The sequence below is a fragment of the Paenibacillus sp. FSL R5-0527 genome (assembly GCF_038008055.1).
GTDB classification, from domain to species: Bacteria; Bacillota; Bacilli; order Paenibacillales; family Paenibacillaceae; genus Fontibacillus; species Fontibacillus macerans.
Genome location: NZ_JBBOYI010000001.1, coordinates 4,966,425 through 4,989,985, shown reverse-complemented (window position 1 = coordinate 4,989,985; position 23,561 = coordinate 4,966,425). Strand labels below are relative to the sequence as shown.

The following is a 23,561-nucleotide window of genomic DNA, read 5'->3' as shown; positions in this document are numbered from 1 at the left end:
CTTCGTGAACCGACTGAGTGTATGGCTGGGACGCAGCAAAGCCGCGCAAGCCGCGCTTTTTTCATTGTTCGTGATCGTTACGGCCGCGAGCGTCTATTTTTCGGATAAATCCGTGGTTGCGTTTTTGCTGCTCCTGGGTTCCTTGCTGCTGCTTTATTACACTACGTTTCCGGTCTCCGTCAAATGGGCGATTGGAGCGGTTTTGGTGCTGCTGGTCATTCCGTTCGCCACTTCGGGCGGGCCTTCGCACCAATCCTACATGGAGGTAGCGACGCAATGCGGCATTTACATCGCGATGGCGCTTGGCCTGAATATCGTGGTCGGATTCGCCGGTCTGCTCGATCTGGGATTTGTCGCCTTTTTCGCCGTCGGGGCTTACACCTACGCGATTTTTGCGACGCCGCAGGCGAATGAATTTATTGCCGGGGGGCTGTTTCCGCTGTCCGGCGGAGCTTTCTGGATCTTCATCGCAATCGGCGGGTTTATGGCCGCGTTGTTCGGCTTGCTGCTGGGCCTCCCGGTGCTGCGCGTCAAAGGCGATTACTTGGCGATCGTCACGCTGGGCTTCGGCGAAATCATCCGGATCATTTTCAACAATTTGGATAGGCCGGTGAACATTACGAACGGGGCGATGGGGTTGTCTTCGATTCAGGCGCCCAGCTTGTTCGGCTACAAGTTTGCATTTCCGAACCAGTATTATTTTATCGTGGTGTTCATTTTGGCGCTCGTCATCTTCAACGTAAAAAGACTGGAGCATTCCCGGCTCGGGCGGGCTTGGAAGGCGATCCGGGAGAACGAAATCGCCGCCCAGTCGATGGGCGTGCCGCTGATCCGGACCAAGCTGACCGCCTTTGCCATCGGCGCCTCGTTTTCCGGGATGATGGGCGTTGTGTTCGCCGCCAAGCAAACGTTCATCGACCCGACCAGCTTTACGCTGCTGGAATCGATCACGATTTTGGTGATGGTGCTGCTGGGCGGCATGGGCAGCGTGCCGGGGGTTATCCTCGGCGCGGCGCTGGTAACGATCCTCAATTTGCAGGTGCTGACGGAGCTGACCAATTGGCTGAACCAGCTAACGCTGCAAGGGGTGCTCAACATCCCGAGCTCGATTTCCCCGTCGAAAATGCAGCGGCTTATTTTTGGGGCGATTCTCGTGCTTATCGCGATATTTAGGCCTAACGGCTTGATTTCGGCCAAAAATCGCAAGGTGGACGGCGAGCGGCTTAGGGGCCAGCGTTCTTCCCCTGTGCTTTCGTTCCGACAGCAGGGCAAACAACAGAGCGGAGGTGTCGGCAAATGACCGTTTTGAAGGTGAAGGGTCTCGTGAAACGCTTCGGCGGACTGACGGCGGTGGACGGCGTCGATTTTTCGTTCCCCCGCGGCAAAATATCCGCCGTAATCGGGCCGAACGGGGCCGGAAAAACGACTTTTTTCAATATGATTACGGGCATCTATGCGCCGGACGAAGGCGTAATTGAATTGGAAGGGAAATCAATCGTAGGCGTCAAACCGCATCAAGTGGCGAGCCAAGGAATCGCCCGGACGTTTCAAAATATCCGCCTGTTCGGCAGCATGACCGTACTCGAAAACGTGTTGGTCGGCAGGCATATTCATTTGAAAGCGGGGTTGCTCGGGACTTTGCTTTCCTTGCCGAAATTCCGTCAGGAAGAGGAGCAGGCTCAGCTTGAGGCTTACCGGCTGCTCGAATTTGTCGGCCTGGCGGAGCTGCTGAACGAGCAGGCGGGAAGCTTGCCTTACGGGGCGCAAAGACGGCTGGAAATCGCCCGGGCGCTGGCGGCAAAGCCGAAGGTGCTGCTGCTGGACGAACCGGCGGCGGGCATGAACCCGCGGGAAACGGCGGAGCTGATCGGGCTGATCCGGCAGATCCAGGAGAATACCGGGATGACGATTATTTTGATCGAACACGATATGAAGCTGGTGATGGAGTTGTCCGAGCATATTTTGGTGCTGGACTACGGGATGAAGATTGCCGAAGGCGGCCCCGAGGCGATCCGCAGCCATCCGAAAGTGATTGAAGCGTATTTGGGAAAAAGCGCGGTTGCTCCGGAAGCACATAGGTTTGAGGTGATTTCATGAGTCTCTTGGAGCTGGGCGAAGTCCGCGCTTATTACGGCGCCATCGAGGCGTTGAAGGGCATCTCTCTTAAGGTGGAGGAAGGGGAGATCGTCTCGCTGATTGGCTCGAACGGGGCCGGTAAATCGACGACGCTGAAGGCGATCTGCGGGCAGGTGAACACCGTCGGTGAAATCCGCTTTGCCGGGAGCGAGATGTCTTCGCTGCCGCCGCACCGGGCGGCCCTGAAAGGGATCGCGCACGTGCCGGAGGGGCGGCGCATTTTCCCGCGTCTGACGGTGAAGGAAAATTTGGAACTGGGGGCTTTTTCGGTAGGCGATAAAAAGGCGGTCAAACAGCGGATGGAGCGGGTGTTTGCTTATTTTCCGCGGCTGAAGGAACGCCTGGGGCAAATGGGCGGAACGATGAGCGGCGGGGAACAGCAAATGCTTGCCATCGGCAGGGCGCTGATGATGGAGCCGAAAATTTTGCTGCTCGATGAGCCGTCGATGGGGCTGGCCCCGATCATTGTGGAGCAGATCTTCGAAATCATTCAGGAGTTGAACCGGGAAGGGATGACCGTGCTGCTGGTGGAGCAAAACGCCTTTCAGGCGCTGCAGATCGCCCATCGCGGCTACGTGATGCAAACCGGGGAAATTTTGCTGGAGGATGAAGCCGGGCGGCTGCTGTCCAATGAGCAGGTTAAGGAGGCTTACCTGGCCTAAAATGCGGCCGATTCTGTACGGCTGCACAGCAAGCTTTCGGGCGGCAAGCGTTTCCCGGCGGTTCCCGGCGAGGAAAGCAAAAACGGCCGTTTCGCCGTAAAGCTTGCGTATGGTGCCAAGTGCCGCAAATCAACAAAGGACTGCGGAATTTTATGTCCTTATTTTCCAATGAATGGTGCCAAAAGCGGCCATCCCCCTGCGATTTGAAAAAATAGCGACATAAGTTTCCCCTATTTCACTCGAAATGGGGGAAACGGCTGAAATAACGCCATTTCTTTCCCTTATGTGCTCGCTTGCTTGCCAGAATTAATTCGCGGCATACAATTGATGCTGCTCCAGCGAAGCCGCGGTTCTGCGGGAATAGCAGTACAGCTCGCGGTACGTTTCCAGGTTTCCGCGGAACACCAGCTTCAGGAAGGAGCAGGTCGACAGATCGGACGGGGTCGTTAACCCGGCGGACTTGTCGAGCAGCTTGACGCCAGCTTCCTGAAACACGGCGCTGACGAACTGGGAGCAAAAATAGGATTTTTCCCCTCCTAGCTCCATGTTGAGAATGACGCCCAAAAGGCCGAGAAAATTATAGTTATAATGTTCGCCGTTTTCTTCGAATTTTTTCACGTAGTTTCGCATGTGCATATAGGTTTCCTTGCTGACTTTGCAGCTGTACAAGGCGCAGGTTGCTTTTGCGAATACGCCGCCGTGAATGTCTTCCTTGACGAACCCGCCGTAAATCGGAATGAGCGGGTGCTTTCGCCCGAAGCTGTAAACTTCGCGGAGCTCGGGGTCAAAAGCGATGGAAGCATGATTGAACGGGGCTCTCGTATAAAGGCCGATCATCTTGGCGACCCAGGTTTTCGGATTGCTTAATAAGATGTAGATTTGCGTTTCATTCGACATTGTTTAACCACCAACATTTGAATTGATTGCAGTTCCATTTGATATTATCATGGTACTTCGTTTGCGGGAATACAAAAACAGACCGGAGGCGGAAATAAAACTAGACTAAGGTCTTGCTTCTCGTCCTTCCGCGTTTACCGGAGCGGTCATTTACTTTTTGCGGGCGATACGATAAAATCGGGGGGAATTCCAGGGATAAAGAAGAGGATGAAAGAGAATGAAAGAGAATGAAAGAGGATGGTCCACCGATGTACAAGTTGATTTTGGCCGATGACGAAGAGGATGTGCGGGAAGGGCTGCTGCAGTTGATTGACTGGGAAAGCGTCGGGTTTGCGGTGGCGGACACGGCCGAAAATGGCAAGGAAGCCGCGGAAATGGTCGAGAAGCATGTGCCTGATGTAGTCGTTACCGATATTCAAATGCCGTTTATGAACGGCCTGCAGTTGGCCGAGTGGATCCGCGGCCATTATCCGTCGACGAAGATCATTATCCTGACCGGTTACGAGGAATTCGAATATGCGCAAAAAGCGATCCGGCTCGGCATCGACGAGTATGTTTTGAAACCGTTTTCGGCGGCGGAGCTGGCGGATATTTTGCACAAGGTGAAGAAGCAGATCGACGCAGAGCTCGCCGAAAAGGAAAACGTGCAGCTGCTGATCGAGCATTACCGCAAAAACCTCCCCGTGCTCCAAAGCCTGTTCCTGTCCTCGCTCGTATCCAGGCGGCTAAGGGAAACGGAGATCCAGGAAAAAAGCCAGCATTACGGGCTTGATTTAAACGGCAGCGAATACATGGTTTCGGTTCTTCGCATCGATGCCGCGCCGGGCAGGAAGGAAGCGGCAGGCAACGGAGGCGGGGATGAAACCCGCATGGCAAGCGGTTCGATATCTTTAAAAGATACGAACGATACCCAGTTGCGGTTGTTCGCCGTCTATAATATCGCCGATGAAATCGTAAAAGGGCATCCGGCGGATAAAGCGTTTATCCACCATGACGAGGTGGTGCTGCTGAGCATCCGGCGCCATGAGGGCAGCGAGGATCTGGCCACCCGGACGCTGCAGCTGCTGGAAGAAATCCGCTTCAGCGTGGAGCGGTTTCTGAAGCTGACGGTCACGATCGGAGCCGGACGGGCGGCCGCCCGGCTGAACGATGCCGTAACCTCCTATGAGGAAGCGCTGAAGGCGCTTGATTACCGGGTGATCCTGGGCGGGAACAAAGTGATCTGGATTGAGGATGTGGAGTCCCGGGAGTACGTGCCGCTGGCGGTCGATGAACTGAAAGAGAAGGAGCTGGTCCGCTGCCTGAAAGTGGGAAGCGATCAGGAGCTGGAGCGGCTCCTTGAGGACATGTTTGGCGTATTGGCCGACAACAAAGTATCCTATCAGGACTTCCAGGTTTACCTGCTGGAAATGTTGACTGCGGTCATCAAAGTGGCCAAGGACAGCCATGCGGATTTGGACAAGCTGTTTGGCGAGGGGCCCGGTTTTCTCGGAACATTTGCCAAGTTTGCCCACGCGGACGAGGCGAAAGCCTGGTTATTGGACATTTGCATGAAGCTGAAGCATTCGATCGCTTCGGACCGTCAATCCAGCTATAACAAGCTGGTTGAGGAAGCGAAGGAATACATTTTGGCCAATTACGGGGACCACGATCTCTCGATCGCCAAAATATGCCGGCATTTGCATATCAGCGCCGGTTATTTCAGCAATATTTTCAAAAAGGAAACGAAAACGACCTTTGTAAGCTATTTGCTGGGGGTGCGGATGGAAGCCGCCCAGCGTTTGCTCGCCGCCACCGATTTGAAGGCGTTTGAAATCGCCGAGCGGGTCGGTTTTTCCGATCCGAACTATTTCAGCTTTTGCTTCCGTAAAAAATTCGGCATCTCCCCCAAAGAATACCGCGGCGGGGCGAGAAATCCATGAGGCTGTGGAAATCGGCCAAACAGCTGCTTCGGGGTTTTCATATCCGGAATATTCAGACGCTTATCTCCTTTTCCTCCATCATCGTTACGGTGCTTACGGTCGTGCTGGTCAGCACTTTGCTGTACAACCGTTTTACCCGCGCCGCCGAAAAGAATGTGGAGCTTAGCCTGGAGGAAATCGTCGAGCAGGTGAACTCCAATTTGGAGCTCTACGTGAGCGGGATGCAGGATGTATTCGAACTTACGGAGCACAAAATCGCTTCAACGCCCGAAGCTGCTTCGGACGAGCGGCTCGGGAACGAGCTTGGTACGGTGCTGAATACGCGGGAGGATCTGGTGTCGATCGCGCTGTTTACCGAGGAAGGCAAGCTGGTGCGCAATGTCCCGGAAATTCCGATGCGTCAAAATACGAGGCTTCAGGAGCAGCTGTGGTTCGAATCCGCGATGGAGAACCCGGGCAAGCTGCAGTTTACGCCGCCCCATATTCAAAACTTGTTTAAATGGGAGTACCGTTGGGTCGTGTCGATGAGCAAAACGGTCCAATACTGGGACCGGAATTCGCTGAAACAGGGCGTGCTGGTCATCGACATCAATTTCCGCACCATCGACCAGCTCAGCCAGCGCGTCAGCCTCGGCAAAAAAGGCTACGCTTACATCATCGACGCGGTCGGGAATATCGTATACCATCCTCAGCAGCAGCTCATCTATGCCGGATTGAAATACGAGAATTTGGAGCCGGTGCTTAACTACGCCTACGGCCGGTATTTCGACGAATCCGACGGGGAGCAGCGCATCATTACGATTCAAACGGTGAAGCCGGCCGGCTGGAAAATCGTCGGAGTGGCTTACGCGGACGAGTTTTTGACGACGAAGCGGGAGCTTGGCGTCTTTTTGACTTGGTTCCTGCCCGCGGTGATCATCATCATACTCGCCATCAACATCTACGTATCCGCCCGCATTTCACAGCCGATCCGCAGGCTGGAAAGATCGGTGCAGATGGTTGAACGCGGCGATTTCGGCACGATTGTCCACGTGAGCGGGGCTTATGAAGTGGAGCAGTTGTCCAAGAGATTCAACCTGATGCTGCGGCGGATCCGCGAGCTGATGGACCAGATCATCCAGGAGCAGGAAGCGAAGCGGAAAAGCGAGCTTGACGTGCTGCAGTCGCAAATCAATCCGCATTTCCTCTATAATACGCTGAATTCGGCAACGCGCCTGGCGGAGCTGGGAAGGAACGAGGAAGTCGTGACGACGATCACCTCGCTGTCGCGTTTTTTTCGCATCAGTTTAAGCAAAGGCAGCCATGTCATTTCCGTCCAGGAAGAGCTGGAGCATGTGCGGCACTACCTGATCATCCAGACGATCCGTTTCAAGAACAAGTTCAGGTACGAGATCGTGGCCGATGAAGCGGCGCTCGAATGCCGGACGTTAAAGCTGATCCTGCAGCCTCTGGTGGAAAATGCGATTCATCATGGCATCGAGAAATCGGCGGAAGCGGGTTTCATCGGCGTGGAGGCCCGTTTGGAGGGGGAACATCTGGTATTCCGCATCCGCGACAACGGCGTCGGCATGCCGCCGGAAACGGTGGCGAAGCTGATGAAAGGCGCGGTGCGCAGCGAATCCGGTTCGGGCGTCGGCGTGCGCAATGTGCAGGAGCGGATTGTGCTGTATTACGGTCCAGGCTACGGATTAAAGTTCGACAGCGAGCCGGAGGAAGGGACGTTGGCAACGATTACGATTCCGGCGGTCAAGCCGGAGAATGCGCAAAAGGACGGGGTGGAATCATGAGCAGACTTATGCCAAAAGCGGTATTTGCAATGCTGGCGGTTGCGCTGGCCGTTTTGTTGTCTTCGTGCGCCGGGTCCGGGAATTTGCCCCCGGATAACGGGAAACCGGTCGTTGTCGATATGATCGTCAAAATGGACCGCGGCGATTATTGGAATACGACGAAGCTGGGGGCGGAGGTCGCAGCCAAAGAATATAATGTCCAACTGAATTTTCTTGCCCCGGATAACGAAAACGACGTGGAGGGCCAGATCCGGCTGATGGAGGAGTCAATCAAGCGCAAGCCGGACGCGATCGTGCTGGCGGCCACCGACTATGAGGCGCTGGGACAGGCGACGGACCGGACATCTTATTTTAATATTCCGGTCATCTCCATCGATTCGGAGGTGGCGTCCACAAAAGTGAAAACGTACGTCGGGACCAACAATTATGAAGCGGGCCAGAAGGCGGCGGAACGCCTAGTGGAGCTGACCGGTCCGGACAGTGAAATCGGGATCATCAATTTCGTGAAAGGGGCCCGCAACGCGGGTCAGCGGGAGGAGGGCTTCCTCGACTATGTCGCCCGGTTTCCCGGGGTCAAGGTCGTCGATACCCTGTATTGCGGCTCGGACGAAACGCTGGCGTACAACCTGACGGTGGATATGCTGAAACGGTTCCCCGGCCTGGACGGCATCGTCTCTCTAAGCGCGGAGTCCTCGATCGGAGCGGGCAAAGCGGTGGATGAATCGGGAAACGGTCATATAAAGATGATCGCCTTTGACAATCCGCCGGAAATGCTGGAGCTGCTGCAGGAGGAAAAAGTGCAGGCGATGGTCGTGCAAAATCCGTTCAACAACGGTTATTTGGCCGTGACCGCCGCGGTGAAGGCGGCCCACGGCGAGAAATTGGAAGACAAAATGCCGACCGACACCAAGCTGATCGATCTGGACAATATGCTGTGGCCGGAAAATCAAAAGCTGCTGTTTCCCTTCGTCAAGTGACGTTTCTTTTCTATATTAATGAGGGGAAACGGCGGACTCGGGGCATATTACTGGGTAACCGCGCTTTACCTGCGTAACTATTAACCCTAGGAGGATATCCGCGATGGAAAGAAGTTTGCTGGCTACGGGATTGGTGGATACGGTACGGGTGGCCGAAGATGTGCGGAGCGTCCGCATGCTCATCGTTAACGTGTGTTTTGTCGGGAATGCGAAGCAAGGGGATTGGGTGCTGGTGGATACCGGAATCGGGCCTTTGACGGGAGCGTTATTGGAGGAAGCCGAGTCCGTCTTTCACCGGCCGCCGGCGTGTATCGTTTTAACGCACGGCCATTTCGATCATGTCGGGGGCGTGAAAGAGCTCGCGCACAAATGGAATGTGCCCGTATATGCCCACCCCGCGGAGCTGCCCTATTTAACGGGGAAAAAAGATTACCCGGAGGGCGACCCTACCGTCGGCGGCGGCCTGATGGCGGGCGTAGCTCCGTTATACCCCAACCGGGCGATCGATTTGGGCGAGCGGGTCCATCCATTGCCGGATGATGGCCAAGTGCCTGGAATGCCCGAATGGAAATGGATTCACACGCCCGGACACAGTCCGGGACACATCGCGTTGTTCCGCGAGCAGGACCGCTTCCTGATCGCCGGCGACGCCTTCATCACCGTCAAGCAGGAATCGGCGTTGGCCGTAGCCGCGCAAACGGTGGAGGTGCACGGTCCGCCGATGTATTTTACGCCGGACTGGCCGGCGGCCGGGCGCTCGGTCGAGCGCTTGGCGGCGCTCTCGCCGGAGTCGGCGGTAACCGGGCATGGGCAGCCGCTTGGCGGGGAGGCCTTGCGCGCCGGGCTGAGGCGTCTTGCCGAGCATTTTGAAGAGCTCGCGGTCCCGGAGCAGGGAAGATATGTCGCTGAAGGGATGCGTTAACCCTTGGCAGCAGAAACAATCGGCAGCAAGCCGTTCGGAACCTTCCGAACGGCTTGCTGTTTTTCGTTTTGCACACACCTCATTAGAATTTTTATAGAACATCTCAGAATTTTAGATTCGAATTCGACACAAACCGTTGCATAATGAAAACGTATCCAAGAGAGGACTTACAGAAATCCAAAACGATGCAGGAGGTCAGATACGAAAATGAAAAAGATGACTACGGTAATGTTGGCTGCGGCCATGCTGGGCGCAACGATGGCGGGCTGCTCCAACGGCGGGAGCTCGGCGAGCGGCGGCGGCAACGGAGGGGGAAGCTCAACGCCGAACGTCGGCGTGGCGATTTACAAATTTGACGATACGTTTATGACCGGCGTCCGCAACGCGATCGAGAAAAACGCGGACGGCATCGCCAAGGTGGATATCGTAGACAGCCAAAACTCGCAGCCGACGCAAAACGACAAGATCGATTTGTTCCTGACGAAAAAGACGAACGCGCTGATCGTCAATCCGGTGGACCGGACGGCGGCAGGCGTCATTATCGACAAGGCGAAAGCGAAGGATACGCCGGTGGTGTTCCTGAACCGCGAGCCGCTGCCGGAAGATATGAAGAAATGGGACAAAGTGTATTATGTCGGCGCGAAAGCCGAAGAATCCGGCACCCTGTCCGGACAAATCATCGTGGACTACTGGAAATCGCATCCTGAAGCCGACAAAAACGGCGACGGCGTGCTGCAGTACGTCATGCTGAAAGGCGAGCCGGGACACCAGGACGCCGAGTTGCGCACGCAGTTTTCCGTGCAGGCGATTGAAGACGCCGGTATCAAAGTGGAGAAAGTCGCCGAAGACACGGCGATGTGGGACCGCGTAAAAGGCCAGGAAAAAATGGCCGCGTTCCTTGCCGCAAACGGCGACAAAATCGAAGCCGTGCTGGCCAACAACGACGATATGGCGCTGGGCGCAATCGAAGCTTTGAAAGCGGCCGGCTACTTCACGGGCGACAAGTACATGCCGGTTGTCGGCGTAGACGCCACGGCTCCGGCGATTCAGGCGCTTGAACAAGGCACGATGCTGGGAACGGTGCTCAACGACGCCGAGAACCAGGGTAAAGCCGCCGTAACGCTCGCCTCCCTGCTGGCGAAAGGCGAAGAAGTGAACAAAGACTCCGTCGGATTTGAAATCACCGACAATCAATATGTCTGGATTCCGTACCAAAAAGTGACGAAGGAAAACGCGGCCGACTTCAAATAAGCTATGCGGCGGCCTGCTGGGCAGCGCTTCTCATCATCATAAGGTTCATGGGAGGCTTTAGCGCCACACGGTGCGAACCTCCCGGTTCTTTTTACAGGGATAGGATAACGGAGGAAACGAAGCTGGCCTCTAAAGTTTAATAGACCATAGAAAGGGGCGATAAAGGATGGCTGAACCGAAATTTTTGCTGGAGATGAAGGGCATCTCCAAGGAATTTCCCGGCGTTAAAGCGCTGGACGGGGTAACGCTGCAGGTGAGACCCGGCACCGTACATGCACTGATGGGCGAAAACGGGGCGGGCAAATCGACGCTTATGAAATGCCTGTTCGGCATTTACAAGCCGGACGGCGGAGAGATTTTTATCAAGGGGCAAAAAGCGGAAATCGGCAATTCCAGCGATGCCTTGAAGCTCGGCGTTTCGATGATTCATCAGGAGCTGCATCCGGTGCCTTTCCGCAATGTGATGGAAAATATATGGCTCGGACGTTTCCCGCTCAAAGGGATTGGCCCCTTCAAATTCGTGGATCACAAGAAGATGTACAAGGACACGGAAGAGCTGTTTAAGCAGCTTGATATCGATTTGCAACCCGATACGATCGTCGGCAAGCTGTCCGTTTCCAAAGTGCAATCGATCGAGATTGCCAAGGCCGTATCGTTTAATTCGCAAATTATCGTGATGGACGAACCGACGTCATCCTTGACCAGCGTCGAGGTGGAGCATCTGTTCCGCATCATTAACGACCTGAAGAGTCGCGGCGTCGCCATCATTTACATTTCACATAAAATGGAAGAAATTTTGCGGATCTCCGACGATGTGACGATCATGCGCGACGGGAAAAAGATCGGTACCTGGCCGGCGGCGGAAATGACCACCGACCTGATCATCTCCAAGATGGTCGGCCGCGATTTGACCCAGCGGTTTCCGGATCGGCACAACGTACCGAACGGCGTCGTTATGAAAGTGGAAAATTTGACGTCGATCGATCCAAGGTCGTTCAAAGACGTTTCGTTCGAACTGCGCAAAGGGGAAATTCTCGGCGTCGGCGGATTGGTCGGGGCACAGCGGACCGAACTGATCGAAGCGTTATTTGGGCTTCGCGAGATTAAATCGGGCACGATTTCGATTAACGGGAAGCAGGTGAAAATCCGCAGTGCCGGCGAAGCCAAAAAGCACGGTTTGGCCTTGCTAACCGAGGAACGTCGCACGACGGGGATTCTCCCGGTGCTGTCCGTTCACGAAAACGGGGCAATCGCCAACCTCAGGCGTTACGTGAAGCCTTATGGCCTGCTGGATGAACGGAGGAAGAAATCCGAGGTTAACCAAATGGTCGAAAAGCTGCGGACCAAAACGCCGTCGCCCAAAACGCTCATCATGAACCTCTCCGGGGGGAATCAGCAGAAGGTGCTGCTGGCCAGATGGCTGCTCACCGAACCGGATATTCTGCTGCTGGACGAACCTACGCGCGGCATCGACGTCGGGGCGAAATATGAAATTTACACCATTATTGCCGATTTGGCGCAGCAAGGCAAAAGCATCATCATGATTTCATCCGAGATGCCCGAACTGCTGGGGATGTCCGACCGTGTCATGGTTATGTCCGAAGGCCGCCTGACCGGGATTTTGGATGGAGACAAGGCCACGGAACAAGAAGTTATGCGTTTGGCGGCCCAGCATTAAGGCTTAAAGGAGGAGGAGAAAATCATGAATACGAAAAAAATTCAAGGTTTTGTGACCGAAAACGCGATATATATCGTTTTGGCCGTACTATTGATCGGCATTGCCGTATATGACCCCAGCTTTATCGGATTAAATACCCTGCGCGACATCTTGATTCAGTCCTCGACCAGGGTGATCATCGCGCTCGGCGTCGCCTTTATTCTCATTACCGGGGGGACGGACCTGTCCGCCGGCCGGATGGTCGGTTTGACGGCGGTCGTGTCGGCTTCCATGCTGCAAGAAGCTGATTATGCGCGGCGTTTCTTCCCGAACTTGCCGGAGCTTCCGCTGTTCGTTCCGGTTTTGATCGCGATTGCGGTGGGTTTAGTTTTTGGCCTCATTAACGGCATCATCGTTTCCAAATTCAAGGTTCCGCCGTTTATCGCCACGCTCGGCACCATGGTCGCGATTTACGGGATCAACTCGCTGTATTTCGACACGGAGCCGAACCAGTCGCAGCCGATCGGCGGTTTGCGCGGCGATTTTACGACGATCGGTTCGGGAAGCTTGTTCGGAAACGGGAATTTCTCCATTCCTTATATCGTCCTGATCGCGATTGCGGTCTGCTTTATCGTGTGGGTTCTGTTCAATAAAACGCGGCTCGGCAAAAACATGTACGCCATCGGCGGCAACGAGCAGGCGGCCAAGGTTTCCGGGATCAACGTGGCCAGAAACCTGATCCTGATCTACTCGATCGCCGGCGCCCTGTACGGCCTCGCCGGAGTGCTGGAGGCGGCGAGAACCGGCGGCGCGACGAACAACTACGGGAACATGTACGAGCTTGACGCCATCGCGGCCTGCGTCGTCGGCGGCGTTTCGACCACCGGCGGGATCGGCACCGTGCCGGGCATCATGGCCGGGGTGCTCATTTTTACCGTCATCAACTACGGCTTGACTTTCGTCGGCGTCGGCCCTTATTGGCAGCAAATCATCAAAGGCGCGATTATCGTCGCCGCCGTAGCGTTCGATATGCGCAAGTACGCAAGCAGGAAGTAACGTTTGAATAGTTTGACGCTCTGAGGACGCCACAGCGGCGTCCTTTTTTGAAGATTATAGAATCTATAACTCAACTTTCGCAGCAAAAAATCGGCAGACAAGCCTTGATGTAGCCGGGCAAAGCAGCACCCCATTGCCGGAGGAAGCGTCAACGATGTAGAGGCGTCACGATCCGGCGGGGCCAGTGTATCTACTTTTTTTTTGCACCGTGGCCGTTTCGAGCAGTGTCACAAATCGACGCCAAGTGAGGGGGCTGTTTAAAGGGGCTGCTTAAAGGGACTGTCTAAAGGCTTCGTGTCGTGGTGTCCCTGCCTGCTGCCTGCCTTTGCACGATTATCCCCATCGTTCAGGAGCGGGGAGCAGGGGGGGCTAGAGCAAGTCAAGGGTTCCAAAAAAGAAGTAAAACACAAAAATGATGAGGAAAAAATGAGGTGGTTCAAGTGAGATTTTCGGCTTGATAAAGGAACGTATGTTTGGTATAATGAAATAAATGGAACCTATGTTCGTATATTCTTGATTCGGGGGCGAGCGGATATGGAAGTCAATACGGGAACGGAACTTCAACCATTCAGCAGCCGTTTTAACAGCGAGCAGGACTGCATGGAGGCGCTGATCGCGATGAAGTGGCCAAGCGGCTTCGTCTGCCCGCGCTGCGCTCACACCCGGTGCAGCCGCCTGACTTCCCGGCATATCCCCTTATTCGAGTGCGGAAAGTGCAAGCATCAAACATCGCCTTTGGTCGGCACGATATTTGAAGGAACGCATCTGCCCTTGCTCAAGTGGTTCGAGGCCCTGGATTTGTTCCTGCTGGAGGGCGGCATCTCGGCGCTGCGGCTGAGCAAGGTGATCCGGGTCACCTACAAGACCGCGTGGTCGATGCTGCAAAAAATACGTCATGCCGTGGGGGAGTTCGATGCCCGGGAGCTGCTCTCCGGAGACGTGAAGGTGAACAGCGATCAGTATGGGCGTAATCCGTCCCGGTGTCAGGTTTCGCATCCGTATGCCTCGGCGGTCGTAGCGGGATGCACGGTCACGGAGTCGGGCGAGCCGGAGCAGGTCAAAATCCGCCTGGTTCCCTATAAACGGGGAAGCGAAAAAAGGGCAGACCGTCACGATCTAACCGCGTTTATTGGCGGGCATGTGGATGTCCATACATCGGCGGTACAGCTGTTCCCTCAGGCCTTTCGGCTGTATGCGCCCTTGCGGAGAGTGGTGAGAGAGGCGTGGGAATCGCTGAAGAGTACATATGGAGCCTTGGGACTGAAGCATCTGCAGGCGTACCTGAACGAGTACACCGTACGCCGCCGGCTGCGCCTGCAAGGAGGACGGCCCGGAGCGGAAGAAACGATGCGGCAGAAGTTACTGAGCATGTGTGTGGCGATTCCGGCGATCCCTTACCGCCGGCTGATCGCGCGCCAACCAAACCAGCCCCTTGCGGCTGCGGCCTGATCGAGACGCTGAAACGGTGGGGGGAGTTTGATGCAGATCAACTTAATGGGTCCTTGATCTCCTGTATTGATCTCCCTATTGATCTCTTGCCCGGTCTGTTTCACCTCCCCTGAACCTGATTCCTTCTCCTAAGCCCGTCTAAATTATCTCGAACCTATCTGCTTCTCCACCAAATATTTTTTTCTCCCGAGCTCGTCTTTCTCTCTGCTACCTGATCAAGCGGGATAATCGTGCAAAGTCCCCGAACAGCTTGTGTTGATCTGCCGCCCCTCCCCTCTACTTCTCTATCCTCAAGCTTTCAACGCCCTTTTGTGGTTTTTGCCACGATCGCTTTTCGACAACGATAATTGCCTGCGCTTTTGCATTTCGCGGGATGATCTTAAGTATGATACTCTTAAGTAGGATGACCTTAAGTTAGGATGACCTTGAGCGGGATCGCAATTGAGTAGGAGGGGCATACAGCGGGATGACATAAAACGGTGATGGTTTTCTAGAGCATCATCGCATGGCCTTGACCCATGCCAAAAGCATGAATACATACCCAGAATTGCAAGCATATTTCTCACATTGAAACAATAGAGACAACGTTCGGGTTGTTGTTAAAAAAAGTCGAAATTCATCTCGATGCGAGATGTGTGTTCCGACAAAAATCAGCTTTTTTTCAGCGGATAGACAGTTAAAAATGATGAAATGTGTCTAGTAATGATTCATCTCAACTTGAGATGAAAACGATATAAAAAAGTTGTGTATAAATGATGAACTTTTTAAGGAAAGCGTTTTAAAAAAGTGGTACAATAATCTGGGTTTCAGCTGATGTTTCCATGATGAGGGCTTTTTAACCTCTAATACCGCCTGTTGATAGGAGGATTTTTACGCATGAATATCCATGAATATCAAGGAAAAGAAGTCCTGAAGCAGTACGGCGTTGCCGTTCCTGAAGGACGGGTGGCATTTACGGTCGATGAAGCCGTTGAAGCGGCGAAAGCGCTGGGGACACCTGTTGTCGTTGTCAAAGCGCAGATCCACGCCGGGGGCCGGGGTAAAGCCGGCGGCGTCAAAGTCGCAAAAAATTTGGACGAAGTCAAAAGCTATGCGCAGGAGCTTCTCGGCAAAGTGCTGGTCACGCATCAGACGGGACCTGAAGGCAAGGAGGTTAAGCGACTCCTGATCGAGCAGGGCTGCGATATCAAGAAGGAATACTATGTCGGCGTTGTCGTCGACCGCGGCACGGGACGCGTTACGATGATGGCTTCCGAGGAAGGCGGCACGGAAATCGAAGAAGTGGCCGCGGCTACGCCGGAGAAAATTTTTAAAGAAGTGATCGATCCGGCAGTCGGACTTACGCCGTTTCAGGCGCGCCGTTTGGCTTTTGCGATCAACATTCCAAGCGAGCTTGTCGGAAAAGCCGCGCAGTTTATGCTGGCTTTGTACAATGCGTTTATTGACAAAGATTGCTCCATTGCGGAAATCAACCCGTTGGTTGTGACCGGTGACGGCAATGTGCTGGCACTCGACGCCAAGCTGAATTTTGATTCGAACGCTTTGTTCCGTCACAAGGACATTTTGGAGCTGCGCGATTTGGGAGAAGAGAACGAAAAGGAGATCGAAGCCTCCAAATTCGACCTCAGTTATATCGCCCTCGATGGGAACATCGGCTGCATGGTTAACGGGGCCGGCCTGGCGATGGCAACGATGGACATCATTAAATATTATGGCGGCGACCCGGCCAACTTCCTGGATGTAGGGGGCGGCGCGACGGCCGAGAAAGTCACGGAGGCGTTTAAAATCATTTTGTCCGACGCCAAGGTGAAGGGTATTTTCGTCAATATTTTTGGCGGCATCATGAAATGCGACGTCATTGCTTCCGGCATTGTTGAAGCGGCAAAGCAGGTCGGTCTGGACCGTCCGCTCGTCGTACGGCTGGAAGGCACGAACGTAGCTCTTGGAAAACAGATTTTGGCCGATTCGGGGCTGGCGATCGTATCCGCAGACTCCATGGCTGACGGCGCGCAAAAGATCGTTTCGCTTGTATCCTAAGTTTTACCTATCCATGAAGGGGAGGCTCGAAATATGAGTATTTTGGTCGATAAAAATACAAAGGTCATCACCCAGGGGATTACAGGCAAAACCGCCCTGTTTCACGCCAAAGGCGCCCTGGATTACGGCACCCAAATGGTGGGGGGGACTTCGCCGGGCAAAGGGGGAAGCCAGGTCGACATTGCCCTGGAAAACGGGAGCACGGTCAGCCTGCCTGTTTTCAACACGGTGAAGGAAGCGAAAGCCGCTACCGGTGCGACCGCCAGCGTGATTTACGTGCCGCCGGCGGCGGCGGCCGATTCCATTCTCGAAGCCGTAGAAGCGGAAATGGAGCTCGTCATCTGTATTACGGAAGGGATTCCGGTGCTCGATATGGTTAAAGTCAAACGTTATATGGAAGGAAAAAAGACCGTGCTGATCGGTCCGAACTGCCCTGGCGTAATCACACCGGGGGAATGTAAAATCGGCATCATGCCGGGATACATTCATCTTCCCGGTCATGTCGGCGTGGTCTCCCGCAGCGGCACGCTGACGTACGAAGCCGTACATCAGCTTACGACCCGCGGCATCGGGCAATCCTCGGCCGTCGGCATCGGCGGCGACCCGGTAAAGGGATCGGAGTTTATCGATATTTTGCGCCGGTTTAATGAAGACGAGAATACGCATGCCGTTATCATGATCGGGGAAATCGGCGGCACGGCGGAAGAGGAAGCGGCCGAATGGATCAAGGAAAACATGACGAAACCTGTCGTCGGTTTCATCGGCGGGGTTACGGCGCCTCCAGGAAAACGGATGGGCCATGCCGGCGCGATCATTTCCGGCGGGAAAGGCACGGCGAAGGAAAAAATCGCCAAGCTTGAGGCCTGCGGCATCAAAGTGGCGCCGACGCCTTCGGAAATGGGCGCTACGCTCGTCAGCGTGCTCGAAGAACGCGGTCTGCTCGAGCTCTGCACGACACATTGATTTTTATTTGGTATAATAAGGGAAAGGTAAGCAACCTTCTTATGGCCCATTGCGGCGGGAAGGTTGCTTTTTTTGTTGTACTGGCATACATCTGAATGGAGGAATGGCGATGGAGAAAAAATGGATTCTGGTGGGGCTGCACGAGAGCCCCGGACTTGGCTGGAAAAGAATTCGGGGCATTCTGTCCCGGCCCGATTGGGGGGAGGCGCCGGACTTCACCTCCGCGGACTGGATGGAGCGGGGGCTCGGTTCCGAACTGGCCATGCAAATGTCCGAGCTTTTCACCTTGAACTGGATCGAGTCCCGGTTGGAGCTGATGAGGCGCAAAAGGATTCAAGCGATCACCCGGTTTGATGAGGAGTATCCCTTATTAATGAAGGAGACCGCCCGCCCGCCTTGGGTGTTGTACACGCTGGGCGAGCCCCGCTTGCTCTCCACGCTATCGGTAGCCGTCGTAGGAACGCGTCTGCCTACCGCGTATGGACGCAAGGTTGCCGTTCAGCTGGCGGAGGAGCTGTGTGCCCACGGCATTACGGTCGTCAGCGGTTTGGCCCGCGGGATTGACGGAATCAGCCATGAGGCGGCGCTCCGGGCGGGCGGCTCGACAATCGCCGTGCTGGGTACGGCCATTGATGTCGCCTATCCGCCGGAAAACGCCTCTCTGTACCGCAGCATTGCGGAACAGGGGCTGATCGTCTCCGAATACCCGATCGGCACGCCGGGCCATCCCGGCATGTTTCCGCGGCGCAACCGGATCATCGCCGGGATCAGCCGCGGCACGGTGGTCGTGGAAGCGGACGCCCGCAGCGGTTCGCTTATTACGGTGGATTGGGCGCTGGAAGCGAACCGGGACGTGTTTGCCGTGCCCGGCCCGATCACCTCGCCCAAAAGCCGCGGTACGCTGGCGCTGCTGAAGCAGGGGGCGAAAATCGTGACCGATGCCCAGGATATTTGGGAGGAATATAGGGCTATCCTTCCCGTGCCCGAAATGCCTGTCCAAACCGGGAAAAATGCAAACAAGTTGACAGATGAGGAGCGGCGCATATACCATATGTTGGAGCAGGGAAACGCCAGTTTTGACGAATTGCTTGTAAAAACCGAATGGGATTTTGGACTTTTACATTCAGTTCTGTTATCTTTAATCATGAAAAAAACGGTGGTCCAGCTCCCTGGCTCCGTATATCAACTAATATAGTCCATTCCTAACCGAGAGTGGCTGAATATATGACTATATCAGATGGAAGTTTGTATGTTTGAGAGGAGGACGAACCTGTGGCGGATTCACTCGTCATCGTGGAATCGCCTGCCAAGGCGAAAACGATTGGCAAATACCTAGGCAGCAAATACATCGTGAAAGCCTCAATGGGCCATGTTCGCGATTTACCCAAAAGCCAAATTGGGGTTGAAGTTGAGAACGACTTCAGTCCGAAGTATATTACGATCCGTGGGAAGGGTTCCGTATTAAAAGAATTGAAGGATGCCAGCAAAAAGGTCAAAAAAATCTATCTGGCAGCCGACCCCGATCGCGAAGGAGAAGCGATAGCCTGGCATTTGGCCCATGTTTTGGACGTGGATGAAAAAGAAACGTGCCGCGTCGTATTTAATGAGATTACGAAGCAGGCGGTGAAGGATGCGTTTAAAAGCCCGCGCAAAATCAATATGGATTTGGTAAACGCGCAGCAGGCCAGACGCATTCTGGACCGGCTCGTCGGTTACAAGATCAGCCCGCTGCTGTGGAAAAAGGTCAAAAAGGGTTTGTCGGCCGGCCGTGTTCAGTCGGTTGCCGTCAAGATCATTTTGGACCGGGAAAACGAAATTTCCGCGTTTGTGCCCGAAGAATACTGGAGCATTACGGCGAGGCTAAAAACCGGAGAGTCTTCGTTCGAAGCGAAGTTTCATCAATTCCGCGGCGAAAAGCTTGAGCTGAAGAGCGAGCAGCAGGTTAAGGGGATTTTACAATCCATCGAAAAAGCTAAATTCAGCGTTGCCGAAGTCAAGGAGAAGGAACGTCTGCGCCATCCCGCCGCTCCGTTTACGACAAGCTCCCTGCAGCAGGAAGCGGCCCGCAAGCTGAATTTCCGCGCCGCCAAAACGATGTCCGTCGCCCAGCAGCTGTATGAGGGCGTTGACCTCGGGAAAGAAGGCACCGTCGGCCTCATTACCTACATGCGTACCGACTCGACCCGGATTGCCGCGTCGGCGCAGGAGGAAGCGAAGGAATATATCCTGGGCAAGTACGGCAAAGACTACGTTCCCGAAGCACCGCGCCAGTATTCGAAGAAGGCGGCCGGCGCTCAGGATGCCCACGAAGCGATCCGCCCGACGTCGGCGATGCGCGACCCCGAATCGGTCAAGGAATTCACCAGCCGGGACCAGTATCGGCTGTATAAGCTGATTTGGGACCGCTTTATGGCCAGCCAAATGTCTTCGGCCGTACTGGATACGCTGTCCGTCGATATCGCTGCCGGCGAAGCAACGTTCCGCGCCGTCGGGTCGAAAATCCGCTTTCCGGGATTTATGAAGCTGTATGTGGAAGGCAACGACGACGGAAGCGCCAACGACGATGACAAGTTTTTGCCGCCGCTGGCACAAGGGGATAAGCTGATCACGGAAGAGATCGAGCCGAAGCAGCACTTCACCCAGCCGCCGCCGCGGTATACGGAGGCCCGCCTCGTCAAAACGCTGGAGGAACTGGGCATCGGACGCCCAAGCACCTATGCGCCGACCCTGGAGACGATTCAAAAACGCGGATACGTCGCGATTGAGGAGAAGAAGTTTGTGCCGACCGAGCTGGGCGAGCTGGTCATCGAGCAAATGGAGCAATTTTTCCCGGAAATCCTCGATGTGGAGTTTACGGCCCATATGGAGGAAGATCTTGACCATGTGGAAGAGGGCGCCGAGGATTGGGTCCGGGTGCTCAGCGAGTTCTACGAATCGTTCGAGAAGCGGCTTAGCGTGGCCGAGGAAGAAATGAAGGAAATCGAGATCGAAGACGAGGTTTCCGATGAGCTTTGCGAAAAATGCGGCAAACCGATGGTGTATAAGCTGGGGCGGTTCGGCAAGTTTCTCGCCTGCTCGGGGTTCCCGGATTGCCGGAACACGAAGCCGATCGTCAAGGATATCGGCGTTACTTGCCCGAAATGCAAGGAAGGCCATGTGGTAGAACGGCGCAGCAAGAAAGGGCGGATTTTTTACGGCTGCGATCGTTATCCGGAGTGCGATTTCGTATCCTGGGATAAGCCGTCGCCCAAGCCCTGCCCGAAATGCGGCTCGCTGCTTGTGGAGAAGCGGAACAAGCAGGGCGGAAAGCTGCAGTGCACTTCCTGCGACTACGTAGAGGCCATCGAGGAAAACGACGACGGGGCCGACGAATAAACCGCGGCCTCCCGTTAGAACCACTACCGTACAAATCCAGATTTGAAGCGGGAAATCATCTAAGATACCCAGCAGGAGACTTGGGGGGATTTTACTCTTATGAACAACAATAAAGTAACGGTTATCGGTGCGGGGCTGGCGGGCAGCGAAGCGGCTTGGCAAATCGCGAGCCGCGGCGTCCCCGTCGTGCTCTACGAAATGCGCCCGGTCGTAAAAACCCCGGCTCACCACACGGATAAATTCGCCGAGCTCGTCTGCAGCAACTCGCTGCGGGCCAACGGTTTAACCAACGCCGTCGGCGTGCTCAAGGAAGAGATGCGGCTGCTGAATTCGCTCGTGCTCGGCGCCGCCGACCGCAATGCGGTTCCGGCTGGCGGGGCGCTGGCGGTGGACCGCGACGGCTTCTCCGGAGAAATTACGCGCACGCTGCGCGATCATCCCCTGATCGAAGTGGTGAACGAGGAGATCCGGGAGATTCCGCAGGAGGGGATCGTCGTGATTGCCACGGGTCCGCTTACGTCTCCCGCGCTGTCGGAACAGATCAAGCGGCTGACCGGCGAGGACTACTTTTATTTCTATGACGCCGCCGCCCCGATTGTGGAGAAAGACTCGATCGATATGAGCAAAGTGTATCTCGCCTCCCGTTACGATAAAGGCGAAGCCGCTTATCTCAACTGTCCGATGACGGAGGAGGAGTTCGACGCTTTCTACGAAGCGCTGATTTCCGCCGAAGTGGCCCAACTCAAGGAATTCGAGAAAGAAGTGTATTTCGAAGGCTGCATGCCGATCGAAGTCATGATGCGGCGCGGCAAGCAGACCGCGCTGTTCGGGCCGATGAAGCCCGTGGGCCTCGTCAACCCGCATACCGGCACGCTCCCTTATGCCGTTGTGCAGCTTCGCCAGGATAACGCGGCGGGGACGCTGTACAACCTGGTGGGCTTCCAGACCCATTTGAAGTGGGGCGAGCAGAAGCGCGTCTTTTCGATGATCCCCGGCCTGGAAAACGCCGAATTCGTCCGTTACGGCGTCATGCACCGCAACACCTTCATCAATTCACCGAAGCTGCTTGACCCGACGTATCAGCTGAAGGCGCGGCCTACGCTCTTTTTCGCCGGCCAGATGACTGGCGTCGAAGGCTACGTCGAGTCCGCCGCCTCCGGCCTGATCGCCGGCATCAACGCCGCGCGCGCCGCCTCCGGCGCCGAAGGCATCGTCTTTCCCGCAGACACGACGCTCGGCAGCATGGCCCGTTACATCACGACCGCGGACTTCGAGCATTTCCAGCCGATGAACGCCAATTTCGGCCTGTTCCCGAAGCTGGACACCCGCTACCGCAAAAAAGCCGAAAAAAACGAAGCGCTCGCCCAGCGTGCGCTGCAAAGCTTGAGAAACTTTATGACAGAAGAACGGTTGGGCTAACCACCGTTTTTTTGCACTCTACGTGACAAAAGGGAATCCTGCAAGCTCATTAAGTCATAACATAGAACTAGCGTTAAAAAAGGTGTCTGCTAAACCAGTCCCCTGTCCCCTTACAGAATTGCACGAAGTCAAGCGATTCCCGAAGGGAGAGCGGGTAGGAGCGCCAAAAGTAAGCAAGCACGAAGTCAAGCGAATCCCGAAGGGAGAGCGCTAGGGAGCGCCACAGTGCCTCCCACGTTAGTTCCAAAGCAGGTAACCCAGGAGCACCCAAAGTAAGACGTACCCCGAAGGGGAGAAAAGCGTTCCAAGCACGAAGTTCAAGCGAATCCCGAAGGGAGAGCGCTAAGGAGCGCCTCAGAACCTCCCACGTTAGTCCAGTTTGCGGGTATCCAAAGGGCAGCAGGCCCTTGGAGCCCTCCCTTACGGTAAGGGAGGGTTTGGGAGGGTTGAGATCATGAGGGTTGAGATCATGAGGGTTGAGAAAAAGAGAAAGGAAGGCGATACACATGATTCCGACTTTTCACGCTACAACGATCTGCGCCGTTCGTCATAACGGCAAGGGGGCGATTGCGGGCGACGGACAGGTTACTTTTGGAGAGAACGTTGTGATGAAGCAGACCGCCAAAAAAGTCCGCCGCTTATACCGCGGGCAAGTGCTCGCCGGGTTTGCGGGTTCGGTTGCTGACGCGATTACGTTGTTTGAGAAATTTGAAGGCAAGCTGGAAGAACACCACGGCAATTTGCAAAGGGCTGCCGTCGAGCTGGCCAAAGATTGGCGTCAGGATCGGGTGCTGCGCAAGCTGGAGGCGCTGATGATCGTGATGGACCATTCGGGAATGCTGCTCATTTCCGGGGGAGGGGAAATCATCGAGCCTGATGACGACGTGTTGGCCATTGGCTCTGGCGGCAACTTTGCGCTTTCGGCGGCCCGGGCGCTCAAACGGCATGCCGGCGCAATGGAGGCCAAAGACATCGTACGGGAGTCCCTGCAGATCGCCTCGGAAATTTGCGTGTATACGAACAGCAACATTATCGTGGAAGAGCTTTAATA

The 23,561-nt window shown here is 55.1% G+C and carries 18 protein-coding genes; 17 read left to right on the top strand and 1 reads right to left on the bottom strand.

The window, feature by feature from the left end:
- Window positions 1-13: 13 nt before the first annotated feature.
- From NYE69_RS22020 to NYE69_RS22010, 3 genes are read left to right on the top strand one after another with little or no spacing between them, the layout of a single operon-like run.
- Entirely contained in the window at window positions 14-1,300 is a 1,287-nt protein-coding gene (locus NYE69_RS22020; RefSeq protein WP_445744846.1) for a branched-chain amino acid ABC transporter permease, read from the top strand.
- Window positions 1,297-2,097 (top strand): ABC transporter ATP-binding protein, encoded by an 801-nt coding sequence (locus tag NYE69_RS22015; RefSeq protein ID WP_340927944.1) that lies wholly within the window; start codon window positions 1,297-1,299, stop codon window positions 2,095-2,097. The genes NYE69_RS22020 and NYE69_RS22015 overlap by 4 nt, the downstream gene beginning before the upstream one ends.
- Window positions 2,094-2,798 (top strand): ABC transporter ATP-binding protein, encoded by a 705-nt coding sequence (locus NYE69_RS22010; RefSeq protein WP_124332930.1) that lies wholly within the window; start codon window positions 2,094-2,096, stop codon window positions 2,796-2,798. Before NYE69_RS22015 ends, NYE69_RS22010 begins: the two co-directional genes overlap by 4 nt.
- Window positions 2,799-3,104: 306 nt before the next feature.
- Here the strand turns inward: NYE69_RS22010 and NYE69_RS22005 are convergent, their stop codons facing one another.
- On the bottom strand, window positions 3,105-3,695 hold the full coding sequence (locus tag NYE69_RS22005) for a hypothetical protein (RefSeq protein WP_340927943.1): 591 nt from the start codon (window positions 3,693-3,695) through the stop codon (window positions 3,105-3,107).
- Window positions 3,696-3,943: 248 nt separating this feature from the next.
- Between NYE69_RS22005 and NYE69_RS22000 the strand changes: the two genes are divergently transcribed.
- The 14 genes from NYE69_RS22000 to hslV all read left to right on the top strand — a co-directional run bounded on the left by NYE69_RS22000 (window position 3,944) and on the right by hslV (window position 23,559).
- A complete protein-coding gene (locus tag NYE69_RS22000; protein ID WP_340927942.1) occupies window positions 3,944-5,617 on the top strand; it encodes a response regulator in 1,674 nt (557 codons plus the stop codon).
- Window positions 5,614-7,404 (top strand): sensor histidine kinase, encoded by a 1,791-nt coding sequence (locus NYE69_RS21995; protein ID WP_155620658.1) that lies wholly within the window; start codon window positions 5,614-5,616, stop codon window positions 7,402-7,404. The genes NYE69_RS22000 and NYE69_RS21995 overlap by 4 nt, the downstream gene beginning before the upstream one ends.
- Window positions 7,401-8,381 (top strand): substrate-binding domain-containing protein, encoded by a 981-nt coding sequence (locus tag NYE69_RS21990; RefSeq protein ID WP_155620659.1) that lies wholly within the window; start codon window positions 7,401-7,403, stop codon window positions 8,379-8,381. Before NYE69_RS21995 ends, NYE69_RS21990 begins: the two co-directional genes overlap by 4 nt.
- Before the next feature lie 103 nt (window positions 8,382-8,484).
- Window positions 8,485-9,303, top strand: a complete 819-nt coding sequence (locus tag NYE69_RS21985) for an MBL fold metallo-hydrolase (RefSeq protein ID WP_340927941.1) — start codon at window positions 8,485-8,487, stop codon at window positions 9,301-9,303.
- Between the two features lie 207 nt (window positions 9,304-9,510).
- A complete protein-coding gene (locus NYE69_RS21980; RefSeq protein ID WP_036623731.1) occupies window positions 9,511-10,554 on the top strand; it encodes a galactose ABC transporter substrate-binding protein in 1,044 nt (347 codons plus the stop codon).
- 166 nt (window positions 10,555-10,720) lie between these two features.
- A complete protein-coding gene (locus NYE69_RS21975; protein ID WP_340927940.1) occupies window positions 10,721-12,232 on the top strand; it encodes a sugar ABC transporter ATP-binding protein in 1,512 nt (503 codons plus the stop codon).
- A 24-nt stretch (window positions 12,233-12,256) separates the two neighbouring features.
- Entirely contained in the window at window positions 12,257-13,267 is a 1,011-nt protein-coding gene (gene mglC, locus NYE69_RS21970; protein ID WP_340927939.1) for a galactose/methyl galactoside ABC transporter permease MglC, read from the top strand.
- Window positions 13,268-13,801: 534 nt separating this feature from the next.
- Window positions 13,802-14,716, top strand: a complete 915-nt coding sequence (locus NYE69_RS21965; protein ID WP_340927938.1) for an IS1595 family transposase — start codon at window positions 13,802-13,804, stop codon at window positions 14,714-14,716.
- Window positions 14,717-15,592: 876 nt separating this feature from the next.
- Window positions 15,593-16,753 (top strand): ADP-forming succinate--CoA ligase subunit beta, encoded by a 1,161-nt coding sequence (sucC, locus tag NYE69_RS21960; protein ID WP_340927937.1) that lies wholly within the window; start codon window positions 15,593-15,595, stop codon window positions 16,751-16,753.
- Window positions 16,754-16,786: 33 nt separating this feature from the next.
- A complete protein-coding gene (sucD, locus tag NYE69_RS21955; protein ID WP_270620139.1) occupies window positions 16,787-17,716 on the top strand; it encodes a succinate--CoA ligase subunit alpha in 930 nt (309 codons plus the stop codon).
- Window positions 17,717-17,825: 109 nt separating this feature from the next.
- Window positions 17,826-18,911 (top strand): DNA-processing protein DprA, encoded by a 1,086-nt coding sequence (dprA, locus tag NYE69_RS21950; RefSeq protein ID WP_270620140.1) that lies wholly within the window; start codon window positions 17,826-17,828, stop codon window positions 18,909-18,911.
- A 77-nt stretch (window positions 18,912-18,988) separates the two neighbouring features.
- A complete protein-coding gene (topA, locus tag NYE69_RS21945; protein ID WP_340927936.1) occupies window positions 18,989-21,091 on the top strand; it encodes a type I DNA topoisomerase in 2,103 nt (700 codons plus the stop codon).
- A 99-nt stretch (window positions 21,092-21,190) separates the two neighbouring features.
- The gene (gene trmFO, locus NYE69_RS21940) at window positions 21,191-22,510 is read left to right on the top strand and encodes a methylenetetrahydrofolate--tRNA-(uracil(54)-C(5))-methyltransferase (FADH(2)-oxidizing) TrmFO (RefSeq protein ID WP_270620142.1); all 1,320 of its coding nucleotides are present in this window, start codon (window positions 21,191-21,193) and stop codon (window positions 22,508-22,510) included.
- A gap of 506 nt (window positions 22,511-23,016) precedes the next feature.
- Window positions 23,017-23,559, top strand: a complete 543-nt coding sequence (gene hslV / locus NYE69_RS21935) for an ATP-dependent protease subunit HslV (protein WP_036622240.1) — start codon at window positions 23,017-23,019, stop codon at window positions 23,557-23,559.
- Window positions 23,560-23,561 lie beyond the last annotated feature (2 nt).